At 38.6% G+C, this 24,647-nt stretch carries 20 protein-coding genes; 12 read left to right on the top strand and 8 right to left on the bottom strand.

Annotation, left to right across the window (positions count from 1 at the left end; translation table 11 throughout):
* The 11 genes from rsxC (at position 1) to BC781_RS04970 (ending at position 11,437) form a co-directional block, all read left to right on the top strand.
* On the top strand, positions 1 to 1,338 hold the full coding sequence (gene rsxC / locus BC781_RS05020) for an electron transport complex subunit RsxC (RefSeq protein WP_109616125.1): 1,338 nt from the start codon (positions 1 to 3) through the stop codon (positions 1,336 to 1,338).
* 11 nt (positions 1,339 to 1,349) lie between these two features.
* Entirely contained in the window at positions 1,350 to 2,366 is a 1,017-nt protein-coding gene (locus BC781_RS05015; RefSeq protein WP_109616124.1) for an RnfABCDGE type electron transport complex subunit D, read from the top strand.
* Positions 2,363 to 3,073, top strand: coding sequence for an FMN-binding protein (locus BC781_RS05010; protein ID WP_109616123.1), 711 nt, complete (start codon positions 2,363 to 2,365; stop codon positions 3,071 to 3,073). Before BC781_RS05015 ends, BC781_RS05010 begins: the two co-directional genes overlap by 4 nt.
* Positions 3,074 to 3,085: 12 nt before the next feature.
* Complete coding sequence (rsxE, locus tag BC781_RS05005) at positions 3,086 to 3,742, top strand: RnfABCDGE type electron transport complex subunit E (RefSeq protein ID WP_109616122.1); 657 nt, start codon at positions 3,086 to 3,088, stop codon at positions 3,740 to 3,742.
* Positions 3,739 to 4,317: an electron transport complex protein RnfA gene (locus tag BC781_RS05000; protein WP_109616121.1), complete on the top strand. Its 579-nt coding sequence runs from the start codon at positions 3,739 to 3,741 to the stop codon at positions 4,315 to 4,317. The genes rsxE and BC781_RS05000 overlap by 4 nt, the downstream gene beginning before the upstream one ends.
* Before the next feature lie 11 nt (positions 4,318 to 4,328).
* Positions 4,329 to 4,523, top strand: a complete 195-nt coding sequence (locus BC781_RS04995; protein WP_109616120.1) for a hypothetical protein — start codon at positions 4,329 to 4,331, stop codon at positions 4,521 to 4,523.
* 435 nt (positions 4,524 to 4,958) lie between these two features.
* Positions 4,959 to 5,816 (top strand): ferredoxin reductase domain-containing protein, encoded by an 858-nt coding sequence (locus BC781_RS04990; protein WP_109616119.1) that lies wholly within the window; start codon positions 4,959 to 4,961, stop codon positions 5,814 to 5,816.
* A gap of 28 nt (positions 5,817 to 5,844) precedes the next feature.
* Positions 5,845 to 6,708, top strand: coding sequence for an RnfABCDGE type electron transport complex subunit B (locus BC781_RS04985; protein ID WP_109616118.1), 864 nt, complete (start codon positions 5,845 to 5,847; stop codon positions 6,706 to 6,708).
* Positions 6,709 to 6,928: 220 nt separating this feature from the next.
* Positions 6,929 to 8,029, top strand: a complete 1,101-nt coding sequence (locus BC781_RS04980; RefSeq protein ID WP_109616117.1) for a Gfo/Idh/MocA family protein — start codon at positions 6,929 to 6,931, stop codon at positions 8,027 to 8,029.
* A gap of 9 nt (positions 8,030 to 8,038) precedes the next feature.
* Positions 8,039 to 10,645 carry a glycoside hydrolase family 31 protein gene (locus BC781_RS04975; protein ID WP_109616116.1) on the top strand — a complete coding sequence of 869 codons (2,607 nt, stop codon included), beginning with the start codon at positions 8,039 to 8,041 and terminating at the stop codon, positions 10,643 to 10,645.
* A 240-nt stretch (positions 10,646 to 10,885) separates the two neighbouring features.
* Positions 10,886 to 11,437, top strand: coding sequence for an energy transducer TonB (locus BC781_RS04970; RefSeq protein WP_109616115.1), 552 nt, complete (start codon positions 10,886 to 10,888; stop codon positions 11,435 to 11,437).
* A 286-nt stretch (positions 11,438 to 11,723) separates the two neighbouring features.
* Here the strand turns inward: BC781_RS04970 and BC781_RS04965 are convergent, their stop codons facing one another.
* From BC781_RS04965 to BC781_RS04935, 7 genes are all read right to left on the bottom strand, one after another.
* A complete protein-coding gene (locus BC781_RS04965; RefSeq protein ID WP_245935580.1) occupies positions 11,724 to 12,458 on the bottom strand; it encodes an outer membrane lipoprotein-sorting protein in 735 nt (244 codons plus the stop codon).
* A gap of 170 nt (positions 12,459 to 12,628) precedes the next feature.
* Positions 12,629 to 13,903, bottom strand: coding sequence for an ABC transporter permease (locus BC781_RS04960; protein ID WP_109616114.1), 1,275 nt, complete (start codon positions 13,901 to 13,903; stop codon positions 12,629 to 12,631).
* Positions 13,900 to 15,078: an ABC transporter permease gene (locus tag BC781_RS04955; protein ID WP_245935579.1), complete on the bottom strand. Its 1,179-nt coding sequence runs from the start codon at positions 15,076 to 15,078 to the stop codon at positions 13,900 to 13,902. Before BC781_RS04955 ends, BC781_RS04960 begins: the two co-directional genes overlap by 4 nt.
* On the bottom strand, positions 15,059 to 15,775 hold the full coding sequence (locus BC781_RS04950; protein ID WP_109616592.1) for an ABC transporter ATP-binding protein: 717 nt from the start codon (positions 15,773 to 15,775) through the stop codon (positions 15,059 to 15,061). Before BC781_RS04950 ends, BC781_RS04955 begins: the two co-directional genes overlap by 20 nt.
* A 12-nt stretch (positions 15,776 to 15,787) precedes the next feature.
* Positions 15,788 to 16,930, bottom strand: a complete 1,143-nt coding sequence (locus BC781_RS04945) for a hypothetical protein (protein WP_109616113.1) — start codon at positions 16,928 to 16,930, stop codon at positions 15,788 to 15,790.
* Between the two features lie 18 nt (positions 16,931 to 16,948).
* Complete coding sequence (locus BC781_RS04940) at positions 16,949 to 17,518, bottom strand: TetR/AcrR family transcriptional regulator (RefSeq protein WP_109616112.1); 570 nt, start codon at positions 17,516 to 17,518, stop codon at positions 16,949 to 16,951.
* A 118-nt stretch (positions 17,519 to 17,636) separates the two neighbouring features.
* On the bottom strand, positions 17,637 to 19,721 hold the full coding sequence (locus BC781_RS04935; protein ID WP_109616111.1) for a response regulator: 2,085 nt from the start codon (positions 19,719 to 19,721) through the stop codon (positions 17,637 to 17,639).
* A 207-nt stretch (positions 19,722 to 19,928) separates the two neighbouring features.
* On the opposite strand from BC781_RS04935, the gene BC781_RS04930 reads away from it, so the two are divergent.
* The gene (locus tag BC781_RS04930; protein WP_146201625.1) at positions 19,929 to 21,041 is read left to right on the top strand and encodes a hypothetical protein; all 1,113 of its coding nucleotides are present in this window, start codon (positions 19,929 to 19,931) and stop codon (positions 21,039 to 21,041) included.
* An 80-nt stretch (positions 21,042 to 21,121) separates the two neighbouring features.
* Here the strand turns inward: BC781_RS04930 and infB are convergent, their stop codons facing one another.
* Entirely contained in the window at positions 21,122 to 24,511 is a 3,390-nt protein-coding gene (gene infB, locus BC781_RS04925) for a translation initiation factor IF-2 (RefSeq protein ID WP_109616109.1), read from the bottom strand.
* Between the last annotated feature and the right edge of the window lie 136 nt (positions 24,512 to 24,647).

Genomic DNA, 24,647 nt, shown 5'->3' with positions numbered 1-24,647 from the left:
GTGTTTCGATTACAGAAAAATACATTCAAGCATGGGATTCACCCTCCAGAGTGTAAAGACGAAACCAAGGATTTAGCGATCCGTCAGTTTCCTTTTTCTCCGGTCGTGATTCTCCCATTGGCACAACACATAGGTGCTCCTTCCGAACTTTTGGTTCGGGAGGGGCAAGAAGTGATACGAGGTCAATTGTTGGCAAAAGCCAATGGTTTTGTATCGGTTCCTTTACATGCGCCTGTGTCGGGTACGATCCGAAAAATTAAGGATGTACCGACTGTTTCTGGGCAAATGGTAAAAGGAATATTTTTAGAAGCATTTCCTTCCGACACCCAAGAGGTGTGGGGAGGAGATCCTTTGGATTTGGACACTGCTTCAGCAGAAGATATCCTACAAGGAATTCAAGATGCAGGTATTGTAGGTTTGGGCGGTGCAGCCTTTCCTACTCATGTTAAATTGAAAATTCCTGAAGGAAAAAAATGCGAATATCTTATTCTGAATGGGATTGAATGTGAGCCTTTTCTCACAACCGATCATCGGGTAATGCTCGAACAGGATGAGGATATATTTATGGGGATTCGTTACCTCATGAAAGCAACCAATGCTGAAAATGTCATTATAGGAATAGAAGCGAATAAACAAGATGCAGCCGACTATCTCAAGTCAAAGATTCCAGCTGATCTACCCGTAAGAATACAAGTAGTGCCAGTGAAGTATCCGCAAGGTGCCGAAAAGATGCTGATTACTTCAATTCTGGGGAAAGAGGTGCCTTCGGGCGGATTACCAATTGATGCAGGCGCAGTGGTGGTTAACGTTGCTACAGTTGCTGAAATTGGTAGACTCTTGCCCCTAGGTAGAGGAATTCAAGAACGAGTAGTCACAATCACAGGTCCTGCTGTAAAGAAGAAAGGCAATTATCTTATTCCGATTGGTACACCACTCCGATTTGTTTTAGAGCAAGTGGGGGTAGAAGAGAATATCTCTGAGGTGTATATGGGCGGCCCAATGATGGGCGTAGCCGTTTCCAATCTTGACATTTCCATAACTAAAGGAACTTCTGGAATCCTTGTATTCACAGATGAAAATACGCCAAAGAAAGAAGATAAAATCTACCCTTGCATCCGATGTGGAGCCTGTGTAGATGCATGCCCGATTTCACTTTTACCATTGAAATTGGGAACCCTCGCAAAACATAAGTCCTACGACGAAATGGTAGACGAATATAATCTGATGGATTGTTTCGAATGTGGTTCATGCTCTTATGTATGTCCGTCAAACATCCCGTTAGTGCAATATTTCCGTCAGTCAAAAGCCATTGTCAGAAAGCGTAAATCCAATAAATAGACGATAAGATTATGCTGAACAAAACACTAAACATCAGTACTTCGCCCCACCTTAAAAAGGGACTAAGTACGCCAGTGATTATGCAAAATGTGGTTTGGGCATTACTTCCGGCTGCAGCTTTTGCCGTCTATACCTTCGGATTGAATGCTTTCTTCGTGATAGCGACTGCAACCCTAACGTGTGTAGGAACAGAACACGTACTCTGCAAACTCTCCAAGAAGGAAAGTACTGTCGGAGATTGGTCGGCTGTGATTACAGGTATACTTTTAGGGCTAACGCTTCCTCCATCCTTTCCACTTTGGATGGCAGTCTTTGGAGGAATAATCGCTATTGCAGTAGGTAAGTTTGCATTCGGAGGATTGGGCTTTAATGTCTTCAATCCTGCTTTGGTCGGAAGGGCAGTGCTTCAAGCCGCTTTTCCTGTAGCCATTACAACTTGGACTCCCGCACTTTTGGAGAATAGATTTAGTGGTGTTTCATCTTCAACATTTGCATTACCTTTTATGGAGCCTGTATTTGATGCAATGTCTGGAGCAACACCACTTTCTGCTTTCAAATTCGATCATATTTCTGCCGATACTTTTGATTTGGGTATGGGACTCGTAAGTGGATCGACAGGAGAAACTTCGGCGGTATTTATTATGCTAGGAGGTCTCTATTTGATTGCTAGAAAGATGATGAATTGGCGAATTCCAGCAGCCATTTTCTCAACGGTTTTCTTACTCAGTGGATTGCTTTACCTCATAAATCCTGAAATCTATCCAACTCCACAGTTTATGCTGTTCTCGGGAGGGTTGATGCTCGGAGCTGTATTTATGGCTACCGATATGGTCGCTTCTCCAATGACATCTTTGGGCGTATGGATTTATGGCGCATTCATTGGTGGACTTGTCGTTGTGATCAGAGTTTGGGGTGGTTTGCCAGAAGGTGTGATGTACGCTATTCTTTTAGCGAATGCACTTTCTCCGCATATCGATAATGCCATCAGACCTCGTGTGTACGGAACTTCTAAACGCAAGAAATCATGACAAAGGAAAAACAAGAAATCCCTCAAGCCAATGAAGCTTCAAGTTTCAAAATGCTAAGAGCAATGGCGGGCATCGGTTTGCTTTGTGCCTTACTGATTGTCTTGACTTACGAAGGAACATTGCCACGAATTGAACAGCTGAAAGCAGAAGCATTAGAAGCCGCGATCTTCAAAGTAATTCCGGGTACTACTCAGACAAAAGCTTATGCTTTAAAAGATGGTGAGTTTGTCGCTTTGGAAGGAAAAGAAAATGCGGAAAAGAAAATCTACGCCGGTTACAACGATAATAACGAATTGATGGGTTTTGCGATTGAAGCAAGCGGACAAGGTTATGCTGACATCATTCGAATTTTATATGGTTACGACCCAGCCCAACAAGCTGTGGTTGGTTTTTATGTTTTGGACAGTAAAGAAACACCAGGTTTAGGTGATAAGATTGAGAAGGATGATAACTTCTTAGCCAACTTCAAAGCCTTGGATGTGAAGCTTGACGAGACATTTACCAAAATCGTGAACAGCGTTGTGACGGTGAAAAGCGGAGCAAAAGTCAATCCTTGGGAAGTTGATGGCATCACTGGTGCTACAATTTCTTCAAGAGCAATCGGGAATATCATTGCTGAAAGCTCAAAGGAATGGATGCCGATTCTTTATCCGCAAGTCGATCATTTTAAGCAAGAAACAGCGCAAGCTGAAACTTCTACCCATTAAAATGAATGAGAAATGAATTATCAAGTAAAACATAGATCCAAACAAGGCTTTTTCCAAAACCTAAAAGACAGTCCCTCAACCAATGAGTTTGTCAAAGGGATTTGGAAAGACAACCCTGTGTTTGTGCAAGTGCTAGGAATGTGTCCTGTACTTGCCGTAACAAACACAGCAGGAAATGCCTTAGCGATGGGATTGGCAACAGCCTTTGTATTGCTGATGTCCAATGTATTGGTTTCTTCATTGAGAAACTTTATCCCGAAACAAGTGCGTATCGCAACCTACATCTTGATCATCGCATCTTTTGTGACGATTGTAGATTATGTGATTCAAGCGATTAGTGTAGAGCTTTATAAAAGTTTGGGTGCTTTCATCTCTTTGATTGTGGTAAACTGCCTCATCTTGAGTAGAGCGGAAGCATTTGCAGCCAAAAATACCGTTGGAAAATCCATCTTAGATGCTTTGGGTATGGGCTTAGGTTTTGTCTTTGCGCTATTGTGCCTAGGAGTGGTAAGAGAGCTACTCGGAAATGGAAGTATTTTCGGATATCCGATTTTCGCAGAAAGCTTTCAAGAATGGATCATCATGATCTTGCCTGCAGGAGGTTTCTTCACATTGGCAGCTTGGCTTTTTGTATTTAATCTGAGAAAAGAAAAAGGAGGAGCGTCATGAACAACGAATCACTTTGGAGCATTTTTATCAATGCCAGCTTGGTCAACAACTTTGTCCTTGCCTACTTCTTAGGAATATGTCCATTTCTTGGCGTTTCAGGAAAAGTAGAAACCGCCTCTAAAATGGGAGCAGCAGTTACTTTTGTAATGATCATTAGTTCGATGTGTGCCTATGGTATTCATGCATTTTTGGTAGCTGTTGATGCGCCTTTCCTTCAGTTGATCAGTTACATTGTGGTGATCGCTTCTACCGTACAATTGGTAGAAATGTTTATCAAGAAAATGAGTCCTTCACTCTTCCGAGCATTGGGTATTTTCTTACCCCTGATCACGACAAACTGTGCCATTCTAGGGCTTGCCTTATTCCAAACAAGTAAAGGGTATAATATCATTCAATCTTTTACTTATGCTTTGGGAGCAGGGATTGGTTTTACCATTGCACTGCTGCTCATGGCAGGGCTTCGTGAACAACTCGAATTTGCTGATAGTCCGAAAGTGGTGAGAGGAACCGTCATTACTTTGATCGTGGCAGGTATTCTTTCGCTTTCTTTTATGGGCTTTTCTGGACTAAGTTAAATCAGAAGCATATGGAAAAATATTTCATATCCATGTTCGCAGTAGTCTTGATGATGTTCGTGTGGGCGATCATTCAAGACGGTTGGAAGAAAGTTTTCTCCGATCAAGTAGCTCATGATGATGCTATGGAAGGACGAACCAAATGTGGAAACTGTAGCTGTCCGTCAAGTTTTTGTAAGAAGGATGCTAGTAAGTTTCTTAAATGATAAATACTAGAGAGTGTATTCGGTTTTTCATTTTAAAGTATTGTATCACAGTGGGAGGGTTGGTTCTCTTATTTGATTGTAGTCTTCATTTTTTGTCTTGACACAAAAAACGAAGCAAAAAAAGTCAAGTCCCATTCAATCGTCCTCCTCGCAAATCAGCCCAAGCTCCGCATGATGGGACAAACAGCCCTCTTATGCGTATTAGCGGGAAGTTTGCCACAAAAGCGGAGAAGGGAAGGCTAGTGGGCTGACTGTTTTTTATGTGGCTTGATTTTCTTTGGTTCGTTTCTTTCATCAAGGAAAGAAATGAACACTAGTATTAGAGTGAGAACCAAAGCAACCCCTGTGCAACAATTATTAAAATGGAATACAGCTTTGCTCCCAAGCATTTATAACTTTTAAAATTGAACCTTTAACACCATAAAATATATTGCTATGAAACATATTTCTGAATACGATACAGAACAAAGATATCAAGCGACGATTTTAAGATCAGAGCGTCTTACGCCACAAGGAACAGACGAGATCAGAGAATTAGTTCTAGAGGTAAATCACCCAAAATTTAAATGTGAAGTTGATCAGAGTTTTGGAGTATTATTACCAACAGATAGACAATTTGGAGAGTCTCATCATCATCGTTTATATAGCGTTGCAGATGTCCCAAAAGAGTGGAATGGAAAGACGCATCTGACAATGTTGGTGAAGAGATGTGATTATATTGATGAATTTAATGGAGAAAGATATAAAGGACTAAGTTCTAATTTCCTTTGTGATAGTAAAATCGGAGAAAAGATTACTTTAACAGGACCATTTGAGTTGCCATTTAGAGTACCTAAAGATAAAACAGCAAACCTACTGTTGATTGGTATGGGTACAGGGATTGCTCCTTTCCGAGCATTCATTAAGCATATTTATAGTGAAGAAGGTGATTGGAGAGGAAAAGTGAGATTATTCTTTGGCGCTAAGAGTGGCTTAGAACTTCTTTATATGAATGATAAAGATGGCGATCTTACTCAGTACTATGATCGTGAAACTTTTGAAGCATTTACAGCTGTAAGTCCTAGACCTCAATGGGCAGACCCGATTTCGCTTGATACTACTATTGAGCAACAAGCTGATGAAATCAGAGAAATGTTAGCATCCTCAAATACCTATGTTTATGTAGGAGGCTATGGAAAAGTGAAGGAGAACTTGGATAAAGCTTTTGCCAACATTTTGGGGGGAGAAGAAGAGTGGTTGGTCAGAAAGTCTGAGCTGATAGCAGGTAAGAAATGGGCTGAAGTGATTTATTGATCTTCTGTTGAAATGAAAACAAAATAATATGACAATCATAATTGCATTGTCGGTACTAGGAGGACTTTCGCTACTACTCGCTATTATGCTAGTAGCAGCGAATAAAAAGCTCTATGTCTATGAAGACCCTCGTATCGATATCGTAGAAGACATGCTTCCAAAGGCAAACTGTGGTGCATGTGGTTTTCCAGGTTGCCGCCCATTTTCAGAAGCTTTGACTGATGGTACAGTTTTACCAGGAAAGTGTACGGTAAGTGCCGAAGAAACGAGAACACAGATAGCAGATTTTCTGGGGGTTTCTTTAGGCAATGAAGAAAAGCGAGTGGCAAGGCTTGCATGTGCAGGAGGTACAAATGTGGCGATCAATAGAGCGAGGTACACAGGAGTAGATTCTTGTGCAGGAGCATCCATGATCTCAGGTGGTGGTAAAGCTTGTTTTTGGGGATGTTTAGGTTATGGAGATTGTAGTCATGCCTGTTCATTTGGCGCAATTACAATGAATGAATTGGGCTTGCCTGTAGTGGATGAAGAAAAATGTACAGCCTGTGGTGACTGTGTAGAATCTTGTCCGAAAGGTTTGTTCTCCATTGAGCCTGTGAGTCATAAGCTGTGGGTAGCATGTAAAAATTTACAAGAAGGAAAAGAAGTGCTAGAGCATTGTGAAGTAGCTTGTACAGCTTGTGGCAAATGTGCGACAGATGCACCCGAACTGATTCAGATGATAGACAACCTTCCTGTAATTGATTATAGTAAAAATCACAGTACCAAAGTACCTATAGAGCGTTGTTCTTCAGGAGCTATTGTTTGGCATGATGCCCAACAAGGAACGCAAAGAGGGAAAGAAAGTAAAAAAATAATCCGTAAAGGAGAGAAAGCAATTGGTTACTCTTAAATCATAAAATAGCTCAAAATACAATTAGTTAAGTGTATGTACCAATTTAGGCTAACTTGATCATCTGATTGAGTTAGCTTTTCTTTTTTGAACCCCTTAGGTGATGGTGGGATTCAAGGGGAGGATAATTATTGTAGAAATTACCCTAATACTTTCGGTTTGTCTTTTTATAATTTAATATTGCAAGACTTACTATTATAATAACTATCGAAAGTAAAATATGAAAAAATCATTACTAATCTTGGCACTTCTATTTGCCTTAGAAGTGCATGCACAAGATGCTGCCCTCCGAGTAGGTGTCATCGGACTGACACACACGCATGTTCACTGGATTTTTGGAAGCGAGCCTAGAGGTGAAATTGACATTGTAGGCATTGTAGAACCAAACAAGGAACTAGCACAACGTTATGCTGATCAGTACGGTTTCTCAATGGACATGGTCTTTGATTCTATTGAAGAGCTAATCACTAAAACGAAACCAGAAGCGGTGACTGCATTTGGAACAATCTACGAACATTTGGGTGTAGTTCGAGCAGCTGCGCCCAAAGGAATCCATGTGATGGTTGAAAAGCCATTGGCTGTAAACATGGAACATGCCAAGGAAATGCAGGCTCTTGCAGAAAAACACAACATCCAACTTTTGACTAACTACGAAACGACTTGGTATCCTACTAATCATAAAGCCTATGAGGTTTTAAAGAAAGATGGTACGATCGGCGAAGTAAGAAAGGTCATGGTACATGATGGGCACAAAGGCCCTAAAAAGATCGGGGTAAACTCTGAGTTTCTAGATTGGCTGACAGACCCAGTGCAAAATGGCGGAGGAGCAATAGTTGATTTTGGTTGTTATGGTGCAAACCTTATGACTTGGCTGATGGATGGGAAGCGTCCGAACAGCGTAACTGCAATTACGCAACAGCTTCAAGCAGAAAACAACCCGAAGGTAGATGATGAATCGATCATCTTACTACAATATGACGACGCCGTTGCTATTATTCAAGGTTCTTGGAATTGGCCTATTGGACGTAAAGACATGGAAATTTATGGTTTGAAAGGAACTATTGTCGCACATAACAGACACGATTTCCAAGTAAGGATTTCTGAAGGCTATGATGGATTTGAGGAAGAGCGTATGACGCTTAAAGAAAGATCAGCTCCTTATGATGATCCTTTCGCTTATTTAGCTGCTGTGGTTAAAAATAAGATCACACCAGAAAAGTATGACCTTTCTAGTCTAGAGAACAACATGCTTGTTGTTGAAATTCTAGACGCAGCAAGAGAAAGTGCAAAAACTAACAAAACTATTTTTTTGAATAAATAAGCATCCATCATGTCTAAAAAATTATACTTACTCGTACTATTCGTTTTAGGTTTTGGAAATGCATTTGCTCAAAATCCTAAATCAAATCCAAAAGCGGTTACTATTTCAGATAATGTCAGATTCACGGTACTCACACCAAGAGTAATCCGTATGGAATATGACCAAGAAAAAGAATTTGAAGATCGCTCTTCATTTGTTGTGATCAATAGAGATACAGAAGTCCCTAAATATAAAGTTAAAAATGAAGGAGATTGGCTTATCATTAAGACTGACGAACTCATTCTCAAGTACAAAAAAGGAAGTGGTGAGTTTACTTCTGAAAACCTACAAGTTTCACTGATCGGAGACCAACAAGTGACGTGGAAACCAGGAATGACAAATTCACAAAACCTTCTAGGAACAACACGTACCCTAGATGGTTGTGATGGTGGAAATACTTGGGATGGGAACCCGATTGAACTCGAAAATGGACTCCTTTCAAGAGACGGTTGGTATTTACTTGACGAGTCCGAAAACTTCTGTTTGGATAACTCGGATTGGAAGTGGGTATCAGAATCTAAAAATAAAGCAGAGCAAGATTGGTACTTCTTCGGTTATGGTTTACAGTATAAACAAGCTTTGAAAGACTATACGACTATCGCTGGAAAAATACCGATGCCTCCTCGTTATGCTTTTGGTTATTGGTGGTCAAGATATTGGGCTTATTCAGACCCTGAGTTCAAGGCTCTAGTTGGTGATTTCAGACGCTATGATATTCCAATCGATGTTTTGATTATTGATATGGATTGGCATTTGACGCATGGTGGTTTGAAAAATATCAAAGACCCGAAAAAAGATCCTTTTGGAGAGCTTTTAGGTTGGACAGGTTACACTTGGAATAAATCACTTTTCCCTGCTCCTTCTAAATTTATAGAATGGACAAATCAAGAGAAATTAAAAACGGCACTTAATCTTCATCCTGCTTCAGGACTTGCTCCAATGGAAGAGCAGTACAAAGAGTTTGGGGAAAAATATGGATTCGATACTTCTAAAGATGAATGGATTCCATACCGTATGGCAGATAAGAAATGGGCTGAAACGTATTTTGATGTCTTGCTAAAACCTTACGAAGAATGGGGTGTTGATTTTTGGTGGTTAGATTGGCAGCAATTCCCAGAAAGTAAAGTGGTATCGGGCTTGAATAATACATGGTGGTTAAACCACACCTTCTTTACAAGCATGGCTGAACGTACCGGCAAGCGTCCATTATTGTTTCACCGTTGGGGAGGATTAGGGAATCACCGTTACCAAATTGGTTTTTCTGGAGACTATAAAATCTCTTGGGAATCTTTAAAGTATCAATCTTACTTCACGCACACAGCATCTAATGTAGGTTATGGCTATTGGAGTCATGATATTGGTGGTCATGCACCGGGAGAATTAGACAGAGATGCAGAGTTATACGCACGATGGTTACAGTTTGGAATATTCAGTCCTATACTAAGAACTCATAGTGCCAAAATTTCATCTATCGAACGAAGATTTTGGATGTTCCCAAATGAGTTTAAGCACATGAGAGACCTTATTCATCTTCGTTATGCTTTAGCGCCATATACCTACACAATGGCTCGAAAAGCATATGATGAAGGTGTTTCGATCTGCCGTCCGATGTATTATGACAACCCAGAAGAAGAGAAAGCTTATACTTACAAATACCAATACATGTACGGTGATCAGCTTCTATTTTCTCCAGTGGCAGAGCCTGTCGGTGACGATCTTTATGCCGAACAAGAAACGTGGCTTCCTGAAGGTAATTGGTTTGAGTGGTCAACAGGACAAAAGTATGAAGGTGGGCAAAGTATCACAGGGAAATATATGTTGGAAGAATTACCACTTTATGTAAAAGAAGGAGCCATTATTCCGATGTATCCAAAGGTTTCCAATTTACAAGAATTGCCAAATCATCTGATTTTAAAAGTTTACCCTGGTAAGGAAGGTGAATTCGAGCTTTATGAAGATGAAGGGGATGATGAGTCTTATAAATCGGGAAGTTTTGCCCTCACTAAGATTAACCAATCTGAAGATAAAAATGTAAAGATGATTACAGTTGCTCCTGTTCAAGGGGATTATAAAGAGATGGCATCAGAGCGCAGTTACGAAATTCTATTGCCTGTGAGTTTCCCTCCACAAAAGGTGATTGTGAATGGTGAATCATATGCTTACAATGAACTCAAAACAGAAAAGAGTTGGACGTATGATGGGCAAGAACTAAGCACTAGTATTTCCATTCCTGCTCATTCTATTTCTGAAAAGCTAGACATCGAAATCACTTATTCAGACGAAGCCGTTGCTAAAAAATCATTGCTATACGGCAAACCTGGGCAGTTCAAACGATTGACAAAGGTGATAGGCTTAATGAAAATAGAAATTGCTAGAGAAAATTGGTGGGCATTATTATCTGACCGTGTTTTCTCGGCAGAGCAAGTACCTGTAAATATTGACTACAATCCAGAAAGTATTGTGGAGCAGTTAGAGTTATTCGATCAGAACTATGAGGCGATGTTACTAGACATGAGAAAACATAGAGATGCAAGAAAACAGGTTACTGATAAAATTTTAATGCCTTTAGCGCAATAAAAAGGCTGTCATTTTAAATAGAAAGGTCATCAGAAGAGAATATTAACTCTATCTGATGACCTTTTTTAATGCATGATTAGTTGAAATGTAGAGTAGATGATTTTTTAAAATCCTATAAATCCTAAAAAGTGTAATTAGTTGGTTGATAGTTGTTAAAGTTTTAATAAATGTGATTGTGTTTAAACTTTATTTGTAGATTTAAGATGAGTCTGAAGAATATTATATCCAAAAATTAATTCTATGATACGCTATTTTTTACCAATTCTAATGATCTACTTTCTGATTGGTTGTGCTTCTACTAAGACCAATCATTCTACTGTATCCGAAGCAAACTTTAATAAGTCAAAGATAAAGTATTTTATTGACCTTAATAAAGATGGAATATATGAATTAGCATCAGATACCTCAACAATCATTTTCCCTATTAAAGATGTGAAAAGCTTCAATAAAAGTATTGCAGTAGGTGTAGAATTTCCTGCTGACGCTAGGCGGAGAGGAGTCGATGGAACTGTAATTATTCAAGTTTTTATAAATGAGAAGGGATCTGCGACAAAAGTTGAAGTAAAAAAGGGCATTGATTATACATGTGATGCTGCAGCTAAAAAGGCTGTTAGTGAGGTTGTTAAAGCTAATGGGATATTATTCCCTATGATTGTTGATAATGTAGCTGTAAATTCTAAGATAGAAATATCGGTAAATTTTAAAGCAGATTCAAGACAAATGAATTCAAGTTCTACATCTTTTAATATGTCTCAAAATAGTAGGGACTTATATAATAATAGAGGACTGTAATATAGCTCTATTACAGGATTTTTTTAAACATGAGTCATCCCGAATTAACATTTAGGATGACTCTTTTTTTCCTATTTTATTATATGTAGCCGCAAAAAGCATTTCTTCTCCCATCGTTGTATAGAATATGGAGCTAAATAAAGAAAAATCGGTACCGAAGAATGTTCAATACCGATTTTGACATCTGATAATAGTTCAGATAACTATTTAAAATTGTGTAAAAACTTGAATTTTGAGTCGAATTGTTAATTCGGGATGACTCATGTTTTTATATTTCCATTATCCGTTACTTCTTCAAATTCCCTTTATTAAAAATATGCTCAGGGATATTGGAGTCAATCTCCATTTTATTGATGATAAAGTCTGTCCCTTTTCCTGCTTTTAGAACGTCTTTGTAGTTCATTTTCATCGGAACATATTTTCCATTGATTTTCTGAACATCGCCGAAAGAAATCGTTTTAAGCAATTGCCCACTTTTGGCAAATAAATCTTCTTTCAGAGGCACGTAATATTCTTGATCGACCCATATCTTCATTTTCTGATAGGTCACATCTTCTGTTTTCGCAATCAATTCTAAGACCCAAGCTGTTCTTCCATTGATTTCTTCGGAAGCAATTACACTCGCATTGTAAAGTTCGATCAGCTCTTTTTCTTGCATCATATCTTCATAAGATACATCTGAACCCATCATAGACTGGCGAAGCATATGCCCTGAGATTTGGATGGTACGATCAGAAGAAGGCGTGTAAATCCAAAGTTTATCATCTAGCTTCAGCATCTTTGTGCCTTTTTCTCGGGCAGGGGAAAGATATTCGGTATAAGTTTCATCAATCCCTTTCGAGTAACTCTTTGAGGTCATTGTTCGGTCTCTTCTTTTCCCATAAATGATCATGGTAGATTCGGAGACTTTTGTTTGTGAAAACATATTATCATCCACTTTCGCTAAAATGGTTTCAGCTTTTGGCGTTTGTGCCATCACTGAACTAATGGATAAAAGGAATAAGATTATATATTTCATCATGTTTATCTTTTTTACTGAGACTATTGTAAAACCGCTATCCACAGCGTAGAGACAAGGCATGCCTTGTCTCTACAATACCAAAAACATCAAAATAATCTGGATGTAAATAGAGGTATATATAATCTATGTAGATTTTGTAAAAGTCTCATTACATCTAAAATTCGTAAAACCTAAACTCCTAGCTCATTAAACAACTCAGAAGTTTGTCTTTGGAAAATTCCTCTAGCAGAAAGCATAGCTCCAAATACATTTGACAATACTCCCGGAATAAAACCTATGTACAATTGACTCGGAGTGAATTGTCCTCTGATGATGTCAGCCATAAGCATTCCACCACTATCACTCGAGAATTCGGAGATATTGATTCCCACATACTGTAGATAAGCTGTTGCTAGAAGTCCTAATATGGTTCCGAAAACAGAGCCAATAAAACCGACTAGAGCGGCTTCCATCAGCATGGTTTTATACACTGCTTTTTTGGATTCTCCCAATGCCAAACGAATTCCGAATTCTTGATAACGTCTTAGTCCTCCCAATAATCCTGTATTCCAAAGAACGATAGACATTGCAATAAGGAAGAAGAAAGAAATCATACTTCCGAAACCTTCAGAAATTAATATGATTTGCTCTAGTCCATTTTGATCGGCTAGTGTCAACATTTTAGGAGCAAACTCATCTGTATCAGCTTCTAGGGATTGATTGAAAGCTACTTTAACTGCTTTGGCTTTAGTATGGTCATAAACATCATTGGGTAAAAAACCGATGATTTCAGCACATCCATCTTCCATATCAAGCAGTCCTTGTACATCTTTAAGGTCAACCATGAAGGTATTATTGTCAAGTGCTTTTGTCCCAAAACCTATGACTCCTACAATGTTGAAGTTTTTGGACGTCATGCTCCCTTCCATGGTAGAACCAAAGAAAGTGACTTCTTCGCCTATTTTCAGTTTCAAACGTTGGATCAGTCCTTTTCCCAAAAGCATCTCGTTCGCATTTTGAGGAAGTCTACCTTCTGTGATGGCGTTTCGGAGGTTTAGACGATCAAGTTCGTTTGAGTTTTCAGAAAGATCGAGTGCTAGTCCACTCGCAGTTCCTTGTACTTTTGTCAGACCATTTTCATCAGCTACGTCCAAAATTCCACCAAAAGGAATACGTTGGAACCAAGTCATCTGAGGAAATTGCTTTTCTAAATCTGTAATAATTTCAGTAGTGCCGAGCATTGCCAAATCCATAGGCTTTTGTGCGATTTCTTCAGCGTAAGCTCTTGTGACTACTTTCAAATGTCCTGTGTCGAAGTTGGCATTTTGTTCTATAGATCCATTTAAAGCCCCCTTCATGTATCCCGTAAAAAGAACGGTTAGAGAAACGCCCAAACTGACCACTATAACGGGTAATAGACTTCTGCTTTTATCTCTTAGAAGTCCTTTCAATAAAAACTGAATCATAATTTTTTTCCTTTAAGTGCATCAACAGGATTCATGTGTGAGATTTTGCGAACAGGAAGGTAGCTAACGACCACTGAGAGTAAGATCACGGTGAGCATACTACTAAAAAATAGCTCATTGCTGATGTCGGGGTACATTCTCTCTGAGATGGCGATGCCCATTTCATAAGACATTTCGCTGCTAGGAATCGGAATACCGTTTGATTCTAGGTATCTAAAAAGAGGAAAGCTGTAAATTCCTCCTACGATTGTAGCTAGAACGGCATACATCGTACCTTCAAGGGTAAAGAGAAAGGTTACGCGTTTTTTGGTGAAGCCCAATGCGATGTATGTTCCAATTTCTTTCTGACGTTTGAAAACCGAGAATACTTGAGAATCGAAAATGGCAATGAGTGCGATGGTCATGAGAAAGACATACATAAATGCGCCTCCGCCTTTTTTAGTTTCGATCAGTGCTGTAATATCCGAGAGTAATTCTTCTTTAGATTTATGAATCCAAGAAGTATTGTTTTCTCCTTGATATTGCTCATTTGCCACCAAAATGGTCGCATGATCTGTCGAACCAGTCATATCCCAAAGCGTTTCGATTGGTATCCAAATTTGTCCGATATCCACACTCGGAACATTAGTGTCAAATACTCCGACAACGGTGATATTTCGAGCATCGAAAGCCCCATTTTTATCTTTCCAACGAAGAAGAACTTGATCTCCTACTTTCAGATTTGCGGTTTTAGCCATATAACTTCCGAGCATTGCAGGGATTTCCGCTGTGCTATTTTGAAGTAAATCTGTTGGGAGACTTAAAGTCTTTTGATCGATGTCAATACCTTTGATCAGTACGGGAAGCATACGACCTTGCGGATAGATATTTCCTTGGTGCAAAAGAATTGGAGTGAGATTTTCATCTTTCTCAAAAACACCGTGTCCATCTCGAATGGTGAATGGGTCTTCCAAATCATAATCGGGATGAAGGAATTGACCGTTACCATATTCCCAATCGGTACTGTCGTGCATGGCTTGCTTTTCCCATCCATCCATCAGACCGTTGAAGAAGAGTATCATGACGAAGGCAAAAGACAATACACCAATGTTGAGCCACGTTCTCAGTCCTGCACTCAAGATATTTTTAGTGGCAAGGCGAAAACTGAGGACGGTATTAAGCATTAACTTTTTCATTGGCTTCTATGATTTCGTCCTTAATAACTTTTCCATCTTCCAAATGAATGATACGCTCCAAATACTGAATCACTTTCGCATCGTGCGAAGAGAAAAGGAAGGTAATCCCCAATTCACGATTTAGCTTTTGAAGAATATCCATGATGCGATAAGCATTCTTAGAATCTAAGTTTGCAGTTGGCTCATCAGCCAAAACGATATCGGGCTTTTTCACAATTGAGCGGGCAATGGCTACACGTTGTGCTTCTCCACCAGAAATCTGTGAAGGTTTCTTTTGAGCTTTGTCGGAAAGACCAACCCATTCGAGTGCTTCCATCACCATTTTCTTTCTTTCCGCAGAAGGAATGTGTTGGAGTAGAAGAGGGAACTCTACATTTTCGAAAAGTGTGTAAACCGGTAAGAGGTTATAGCTTTGAAAAATAAAGCCAATGTGCTCATTTCTTAATTTGGCAGAAGCTTCGTCCGAATTGCCACCTAGGTCTTTTCCACTGATATTGATTTGTCCTTCGGAAGGATTGTCAAGGGCGCCAACCAAGTTTAGAAGGGTTGTTTTTCCCGAACCACTTGGTCCGACTAATCCAGCAAATTCACCTTTTGAGATGCTCAAATTCACGTGACTCAATGCTGTAAATTCTGATTCTCCAACAGGGAAACGCTTGGAAACGTCTTTGATCGAGATAATTTCACCTTTGCTCATATTCGTTCTCATTTAATGGTTGTACACTAACATGACTCTTGCTCCGAATCCGGGAGACATTTGCGAAAGGTCATTGGTTTGGAATGGCGTTTCTTCCGCTGTCGGATTGTAATAGAGCATGAGGTAAGTTGTAAAAAGATTGAATTGGTGATCGTAACTGATAAAAAATCCAGCTTTTTCTGTGCCCCAATCGTAATACATCATGGTTGAAATATTGTCGAAAAAACCAATTGGATAAGCCAAAGAAGTAGCTGTTGTATTTGTTTTATAATCTGTTTTATTGAATTCTTCTCCGTAAAAACCACTGAGGTGTTCCAAGACTACATTGAGACCATTGCCAAGTCCGAAAGTGTAATCTGTACCAAGATTGACAAGGCTTTGATTAGTCAACATCCCGATGTTTTGATTTTGTTTGGTATAAGTTGCTTCAAACCAAAGCCCGACACCTACGTCCCATTTTCCGTCTAATCCCCATTTATTCTCTATTGTTTCTATGAATAAAGGATTTAGTTCTTCATCAAAAGAATCTAAGGTTGCATTCCGATGATGATAGGTAAAAGCAAGTTCTCCTTTCGGAACAGGGTATTGGAATCTTCCACCAAACTCAGGTGATTTTTTATCTGATTCTAAAAGGTCATAACCTCTTCTACCTTCATTTCCGTAAAGTGTCCAAAGCCAAAGATTGGCATTGTTGGAAAAATAGTAACGCGCTAGTGCTGCATTGATACCATTGGTAAGTCCGAGTGGATCACGAGGATCAATTTCATTGAACCATTGGATTGGGCGAAGAAGTGTTGAAGAACCAAAGTCTATTTTCTGAAGCCCTACTCGTAACTCTGTATTTTTGTATTTATACCTCGCCCACAAACGGTAAGGTTTGACGTATCCATCCCATTCAGCTCCATTTTCATGAGGGTATTGAACAGAGCCATAGATGTTGGCACTTGCCTCAATAGAAAATGATTGGAGGGAGTCGAAAGTGAAATCATAACCTAATTCAGGAATATATCTTGCTCCTGACCACATTGGGTATTCGCCTTCAGCGCCATAATTAGTGAAGCCCGTCAACATTCCTTTAAACTCAAGTTCAGATTGAGCAAAAGCAGAAATATTGAATAGAAAGAATATGGTAAAAAGGAGGTACAGCTTTTTCATAGCTAAAAAGTTTGTGTGCTAATTGTTCTTTTCTCCGATAATTCCGAAAACAAAAAATCGCGTAACCTCTGTAATCAAATCTTGAGGATTAGGATACATGGCTCTCAAAGCTGGATCATTCATCATATTTTGAGCATGAGCCATCATATGAAGAATAAATTCATTGCTTAAGTCGTTTCTGAGGTCGCCTTCAGCTCTTGCACGATCAAGGTCTTGCATAAATAAAGAGATAGAAATCTGACTCATTTCTTGAAGTTTTTCGGCTCCGATACCTCCGTTTAGGTAAACTTCTTCCAAAAAATCTTGACTAAGGTCTTGAGTCATATCGTGTTTCATTTTGACAAGCCTTTGCATTCGTTCCGAGAAAGGACGGTCAGAATTGATAATCTCTTTATAGACTTCTATCGCATTTTCACTTACATAAACGAGGATTTCTATGACTAGCTCCTCTTTATTCTTGAACTGACGGTAGAAAGACATCTTACTCACCTCAGCCTCCTTACAGATATCAACTATACTGACCTTCTTGATACTGTTACTCCAAAAAAGTTTTTTAGCTGCTATTATGATTTTTTCTCTTACCGTCATTTATGTTACTTATTTTTATTTATGTGACTAATTTAGTAACATAAACGTAAATAGGTAACATTGGTTTAATTTTATTTGAAGATTAATAAAGAATTTTATTGTAGATAGGTGAGCATAGCTATTTATCAAATGGTTTTCTACCGTAGCGCTGTTGATAGAGTTGAATGAAGTACGCAGTTTTGGAGAAGCCAACGGCATAGCTAAGTTCTTTGTGGGTTGAATAGACTTTCTGATCGACTAGGGTTTTCGCTTTTTCTAGTTTTACATCTCTCACAAATTCATTAGGGCTAAGTCCTGTAAGTGATTTTACTTTTCGATATAAAGAACTTTGGGATAAAGCCAATTCATCACAAATATCTTGAAGTCCAAAATTTGAGATTGCACAATGATCTTTGATAAATAGCTTCAGTTGTTCGAGGAAAGGATTAACGATCTCCGTTTTTTCTGTTGGAATATCTTCTTTAGTGTTGAAGCTTTTTCTTATGTCGTAATTTTTTAATGCTCTGTTTATACGTATAAGTAATTCTTCTTTGCTGAAAGGTTTATGGAGGTAATCATCAACACCAAGTCTCAATAAATTGAGTTTGCCCTCTAGGTCAATTCTTGCAGTGAGTATTAAAATAGGAATGTCAATATTTAGCGCTTTGATTTTTCTTACCAACTTATGACCATCCATTTTGGGCATCATATAATCGGTAATGATGTAGTCAATCTCTTTCTGAGAAAGAACTTTAAGCGCATCTTCACCATCAGAAGCCTCAAATATTTGGAAGTCTTTTAATAAAGTTTTTAGATACTGTCGCATTTCATCATGATCCTCAACTAGAAGAATTCGTTTGGCATTTTGAGCTGTTTGATGTATATGATCTGATATTTGTGAGTTAGGTAGTTCATTACTCGTAATTGTACCTTCTTGAGATTCGAGAAGGGGGAGATTTACAAAAATTTGAGTACCATTTCCTTCTTTACTTTCAATAGAAATCTTACCATGATGGAGTTCTATGATGTCTTTAGTGAAGGATAAGCCTATTCCACTTCCTTCAGCCGTATTAATATCATTTGTTCCTTGATAGAATCGTTTGAAGATATGTTGTAGGTCTACTTCATTGATACCAATACCGTTATCTATAATTTTGATAAACAATTCATTTTGAAAATCATGGATATTGATTTCAAGACTTCCTCCTGTATTTGTGAACTTAAGCCCATTGTGGATGATATTGTTAAATGCACGCTCAAGGTACAAGTAGTCAGCTTTGATATAGGCCTTTTTAAGGCTTGAATGAAGCGTTAGAGAAATACCTTTTTGCTCGAAGGCTGGTAAAAAAGAGGAATATACTTTGTAGATAAGTTCACAAAAATCAACATCAATTAGCCTTAATTCTAGTTTATTGAATTTAGTTTTAGAGATATCTAACATATCATTCACGATATGCGTCATCTTTTGAGTCTGTTTTGAGATTAGTTGAACTTCATCTAAAGGAGTAGATATTTGGTGAATATATCCGTCAATTAATGTAAGAGGAGTTCTTAATTCATGCGAAATATTGACAAAGAATTTCGTCTGAAATCGATTCAATTCTTCTAGTTCTTTTTTCTGGTTTTCTATAATAACTTTCTGTTGTAGTGCTTCATTCTTTTGCTTTTCGAGTAGTCGTTCATTTTTAGTATTCTGATTCTTGAAGAAAAGAAATGCCAAAAAGAGTACTATGAAGAAAATTGGATTGCTTACTTGATTGAAGGTTTCAATGGGATAATGAAGAAAAAAATAATTAGGGAGGGTAAAGGTGATTGTTGCGACAGTTAAGGTCACATAATAAACCCACTTATCTTCATACAAAACCAAGATTAGAATGAGGGGGAAAATAAGGTAATACTCCATCAGTGTACTTGGCAAAATAACATTGGGGTACAAGTAGCCATGAGCAAAAGACATCAGAATGATCAGACCTCTTGCAAGACTGTACATTCTGAAGGCTTGTAAAATTTGGGAAATAGCACAAAATATAAAGCCTGCAAAAAGAATGATTTGTTCATCCCATCGCCACATATTCAATATGTAATTAAAAATACTGGAAATGATGACGACAACTTGCCAAGCATAAGTGTAGATATTTAAATACCTTACTTTTTTATCATCATCTTTCGTATTTCCGTTTCCAGTCCCAATATCAATAAGATATTCAAGCCAATAGAAAGTCATGTAGTAGTAATGTTCTGCTGTGATCTGAGTATAGTAATCAATTTATATTTTAATAGAATGTATTTCAACTTAAATGAGTGTTTTGTGACCACTATTGACTGATTTGTGGCTGTTTATGAATGCTGAGTGGATATAAATGAATGAATCTAGAAATAAAATGAAATGATATTTGTAGTGTTTTTTTTGAATCACTATAAATTTCATTTTATGAAAAAAGTATTGCTTTCAAGTATCATTATTCTGTTTACATGCCATTTGACTACTGCACAGGGGTATTTAGGTAAACTGAAAAAAGCTTATGGTTTGGGACCTAAAAAAGGGGAGACTACAAAAGCAGAGCAAAAGATTTTTAATGATAATCCAGAAATCATGTCTGCGATTACAGGAACAATTGCAATTGTCCCGAACACAGTAAATCGTTTAGAAGATGTCTTCAGTATTTCGAATGGGAAGTTAAGTAGTAAAGGTCTCATTTTAGAAGAGAAGCCAACGCTTAACTTTTGGGAATTAGAAAAGTACACCTTATGTATGATTGAAGATGGTGCAAACTTGTTTATGCAATCAAATCAGCGAGGGGGGTATGTTCTTAATAAGAATAAAGTAGGTGGTAATATTAGTTTTCAAGCAAGCAACGGAACGTCTAAAGTTTTCTGTGGGAAATATTCGGGAGAGTATAACGGTATGGGCTCTATTCATAATCAGAAAGGTGCTTTGACTTATGTTTTTAATGCAGATAATTACTACAGAGATGACCATACCTATAAAAGCTCTGTAGTACGTTTTGAGCTTATGAACTACTATAAAGCTAATGGGAAATTCCCAGAGTCACTCGATTGCAAGATTGAGTTCACTTCTAAAACGGGGAAAACACCAATTAGTAAAGAATTTCAATTAGTTGGTTTTGATGATGAACAAAAAATGATTGATCATATTGCCAAAGAGTGTTGGTTTTCTACCAAGCAAAGGATTAATGATTTGATGTTTCTCACACAAAACGAGATTGATCAGATGGTCACTAAGATTCAAAAACAAGATGAAGATTATGTACATATGATTCTCTATAATGTACATGGAAATTATGATTCTTGGGCGATTAGAAAATTAGATTCTAAGTGGGTAGAAGTAAATTTTATGATGGCAAATAAAGATTATTCAAAGTTTTATAAAGTACCAGCTATTATAAAATATTCATGGGGGAGTGGAGGATATAATGGGAAGCCTTCAATTACAGTGGCTGGAGGAAAGTACATTTACCGCCAAGAAGCAGTTTGGGTAATGGATAGGTTTGGTATTGATCACCAGTTTATAGTGAACAAATAAGAGTTTTAATCTTTTGATTTAAAAAAAGCCCGATTCTATTTCTAGAATCGGGCTTAATATATTTATCGTGTTGATAACGATTATGATTTCTTCGAGTCAGCAAGTGTTCTTTTCACTTCTCTTTCTTCGAATACCTCAATCACATCACCAATTTTGATATCGTTGTAATTTGTTAGGCTCAAACCACACTCGTAACCTTTCTTCACTTCGCTTACGTCGTCTTTGAAACGTTTCAGAGCATTGATTTCACCACCGTTCTCACCACCGTAGATTACGATACCTTCACGGATCAAGCGAATTTTAGAGTTACGCTTGATGTAACCATCTGTAACGAAACATCCGGCAATCGTACCAATTTTAGAGATTTTGAAGACTTCACGAATCTCAACGTTACCCACAACAACTTCTTCGATTTCTGGAGCAAGCATACCTTCCATCGCAGCTTTCACATCGTTGATAGCGTCATAGATTACTGAGTAAGTACGGATTTCGATACCTTCCTTCTCTGCAAGCTTACGCGCATTTGGCGTAGGACGTACTTGGAAACCGATCATAGTAGTTGCTGTTTCTGTATCAGCTGCTGCAAGCATTACATCTGACTCTGAAATCGCACCAACTGCTTTGTGGATAATTCTTACTTCCACTTCGTCTGTTGATAGTTTCAATAATGAATCAGAAAGTGCTTCAACTGAACCATCCACGTCACCCTTGATGATCAAGTTCAACTGCTGGAAGCTACCTTGAGCGATACGCTTACCAATCATATCAAGCGTAGTACGTTGTGTAGTCTTAATAGATTGTGCACGCAAGATTTGCTCACGTTTCGTTGCAATTTCACGAGCTTCACGGTCAGTGTCCATGATGTTCAACTTATCACCTGCTTGAGGTGCTCCGTTTAGACCAAGAACCTGAACTGGTGTAGAAGGACCTACTTTCTTCAAGCGTTTACCTCTGTGGTCAGTCATGGCTTTTACTTTACCGTAGTAAGCACCTGCTAACATTACGTCTCCAACAGATAGTGTACCTGCTTGTACAAGCATTGTAGCTACATAACCTCTACCTTTATCTAGAGAGGCTTCAACTACTGTACCTACTGCTTTTTTCTCAGGGTTAGCTTTCAATTCAAGCATTTCTGCTTCAAGTGATACCCCTTCAAGAAGATCTTCGATACCCAAACCTTTCTTTGCAGAGATTTCGTAGCATTGGTATTTACCACCCCAATCTTCTACAAGGATATTCATTTGAGAAAGCTCTTCCTTGATTTTATTAGAATTTGCACCTGGTTTATCGATTTTGTTAATCGCAAATACGATTGGTACACCGGCAACCTGTGCGTGATTAATTGCTTCAACTGTTTGTGGCATGACATTATCATCGGCCGCAATTACGATAATTGCAACGTCAGTAAGTTTCGCACCACGAGCACGCATCGCTGTAAAGGCTTCGTGACCTGGCGTATCAAGGAATGCAATACGCTTACCACTTTGCGTTGTTACGTCATAAGCACCAATGTGCTGAGTAATACCCCCTGCTTCACCGTCAGCTACATTAGCATTACGGATGTAGTCAAGTAGGGACGTTTTACCGTGGTCAACGTGACCCATGATCGTAACGATTGGAGCTCTTGTTTGAAGATCTTCTTCTTTGTCTTTTTCTTCAAGTTCTACATCGAATTCTTCTTCCGCAGAAGTAAAGACAACTTCAAAGTTAAATTCTTCAGCAATCAATTGGATTTGCTCTTCATCCAAACGTTGGTTGATAGAGATGAACATACCCAATCCCATACATGAAGCGATGATGTCGTTGACACCAACATTCATTAGGGTTGCAAGCTCGTTAGCAGAGATAAACTCTGTTACTCTTAAGATGCTTGCTTCCTTCATTTCACGCTCCATTGCTGCTGCTTGTTGCTCAGCTAATTGAGAACGTTTATCTTTTTTGTATTTGCTACGTTTGGCACCTCTTTGGTTTCCACCTCTACCACCACTCATACGAGCCATAGTAGACTTCATGCCTTGTTTAACGTCTTTAGCAGATACTTCTTTTCTTTTACCTTTTCCGCGGTTGTCGTTTCCTCTACCGCCACCTTGTTGTTGGTTCCCCTGATTTCCTTGGTTACCACCACCTCTGTTGTCAGGACGAGCACCGCCACCTCTGTTATCAGGACGAGCACCGCCGCCTCTGTTGTCAGGGCGATTACCACCACCTCTGTTGTCAGGACGGTTACCACCACCTCTGTTGTCAGGGCGATTTCCTCCGCCTCTGTTATCTTGGCGATTTCCTCCGCCTCTATTGTCATTAGACTTTTGCTGATCTCCTCCTTGCTGTCTTCTTTGACCTGTAGGTTGATCTGAACCGTCTTTTGTTCTTCTCTTCTTCTTTCTATCTTTCTTCGGAGATGCATCTGAAGAAGCAACAGGCTTAGCTTTACGACGTCGAGTATCTGGTAATTCAATTTTACCGACAACCTTAAGACCTTGTAATTTATCAGCTTTTGCCTCTATTGTTTCTAGTTTAGTATCGTCTTCTTGTACTGTCACGTTTTCTTCCTTCTCTTTTGCTGATGATTGTTTGTTTACTTCTTCGGAAGCCTTTGAAGTCGCTTCAGATTTTTTAGGTTCGGTCTTAGGATCATCTTGCTTTACCGTACTCTTTGTAGACTCTTCAGTTTTCTCTCTTTTAGGAGTTGAAGATTCAGACGAAGAAGTAGCTTCTTTAGGAGTTTGCGTCTTCTTAGCTTCCACCTTTGGTGTTTCTTTAGCTGCATTCTCCTTTTTAGGAGTAGCAGAAGAACTAGGCTCAGACGATTTTTGACTTCCTAAATTAGTTTCTTTAGTAGCCTCTTTTGGCTGAGATTGTTGAGTTTTAGTTTCGGTTTTTGGAGCCTCTGTTTTAGGCTTCTCTGGAGCAGGAGGAGTAGTTTTCTCTACCTTAGGCTCTTGCTTAGGAGTAGCGGCTTCTGTTTTTGGAGCAGCTTCTTTCTTAGCTTGGTCAGAAGGGGGAGTGACCTTATCTTCTTTTTTAGGAGTAGATTTTTTACTAGCATCCAGATCAATCTTGCCAAGAACTTTTGGCTTGTGGATGGCACGGTATTTTTCTGGTTCTGCAGTTTTAGCTTCTTCAGAGCTATTGCTCTCTGCTGCGCTTGTCTGTTTTTCTTCTGAAGATGGAGTAGTAGCCTCTTTGTTGGCTTCAGCTTTTTCTTCTTCTGAAGTTTGTTCACCAGATTTGCGGGCAGAAATAACAGTATTCTGTACTTTGGAGCCTATAGAGATATCTGCTGCTTCTTCTTTGTCAGCTTTAGAAGATGCATACATTTTTTCTAGTATAGCATATTGCTCACTCGAAAGTCTAGTATTCGGTGAGTTCTTAATATCAAACCCTTTGTCCTTAAGTTTTTGGACAATAGTTTCTTTTCCTACGTTAAGTTCTCTAGCAACGGCGCCTAATCTCTTTTTCTGATCTGCCATATATGGTTTTAAATGCTAGTAATGTGTTATTGTTGATTTAATTCGATTTTATTTAACTGTAAATTAAATATGAACAGTCAAACAAAAATAACCTATCTCGATTTACAAAGATAGGACGAATCTTTGTAAAACTTAA

It is taken from the genome of Sediminitomix flava (assembly GCF_003149185.1).
In the GTDB taxonomy this organism is placed as follows: domain Bacteria; phylum Bacteroidota; class Bacteroidia; order Cytophagales; family Flammeovirgaceae; genus Sediminitomix; species Sediminitomix flava.
This window is presented reverse-complemented; position numbering and strand designations above follow the sequence as displayed.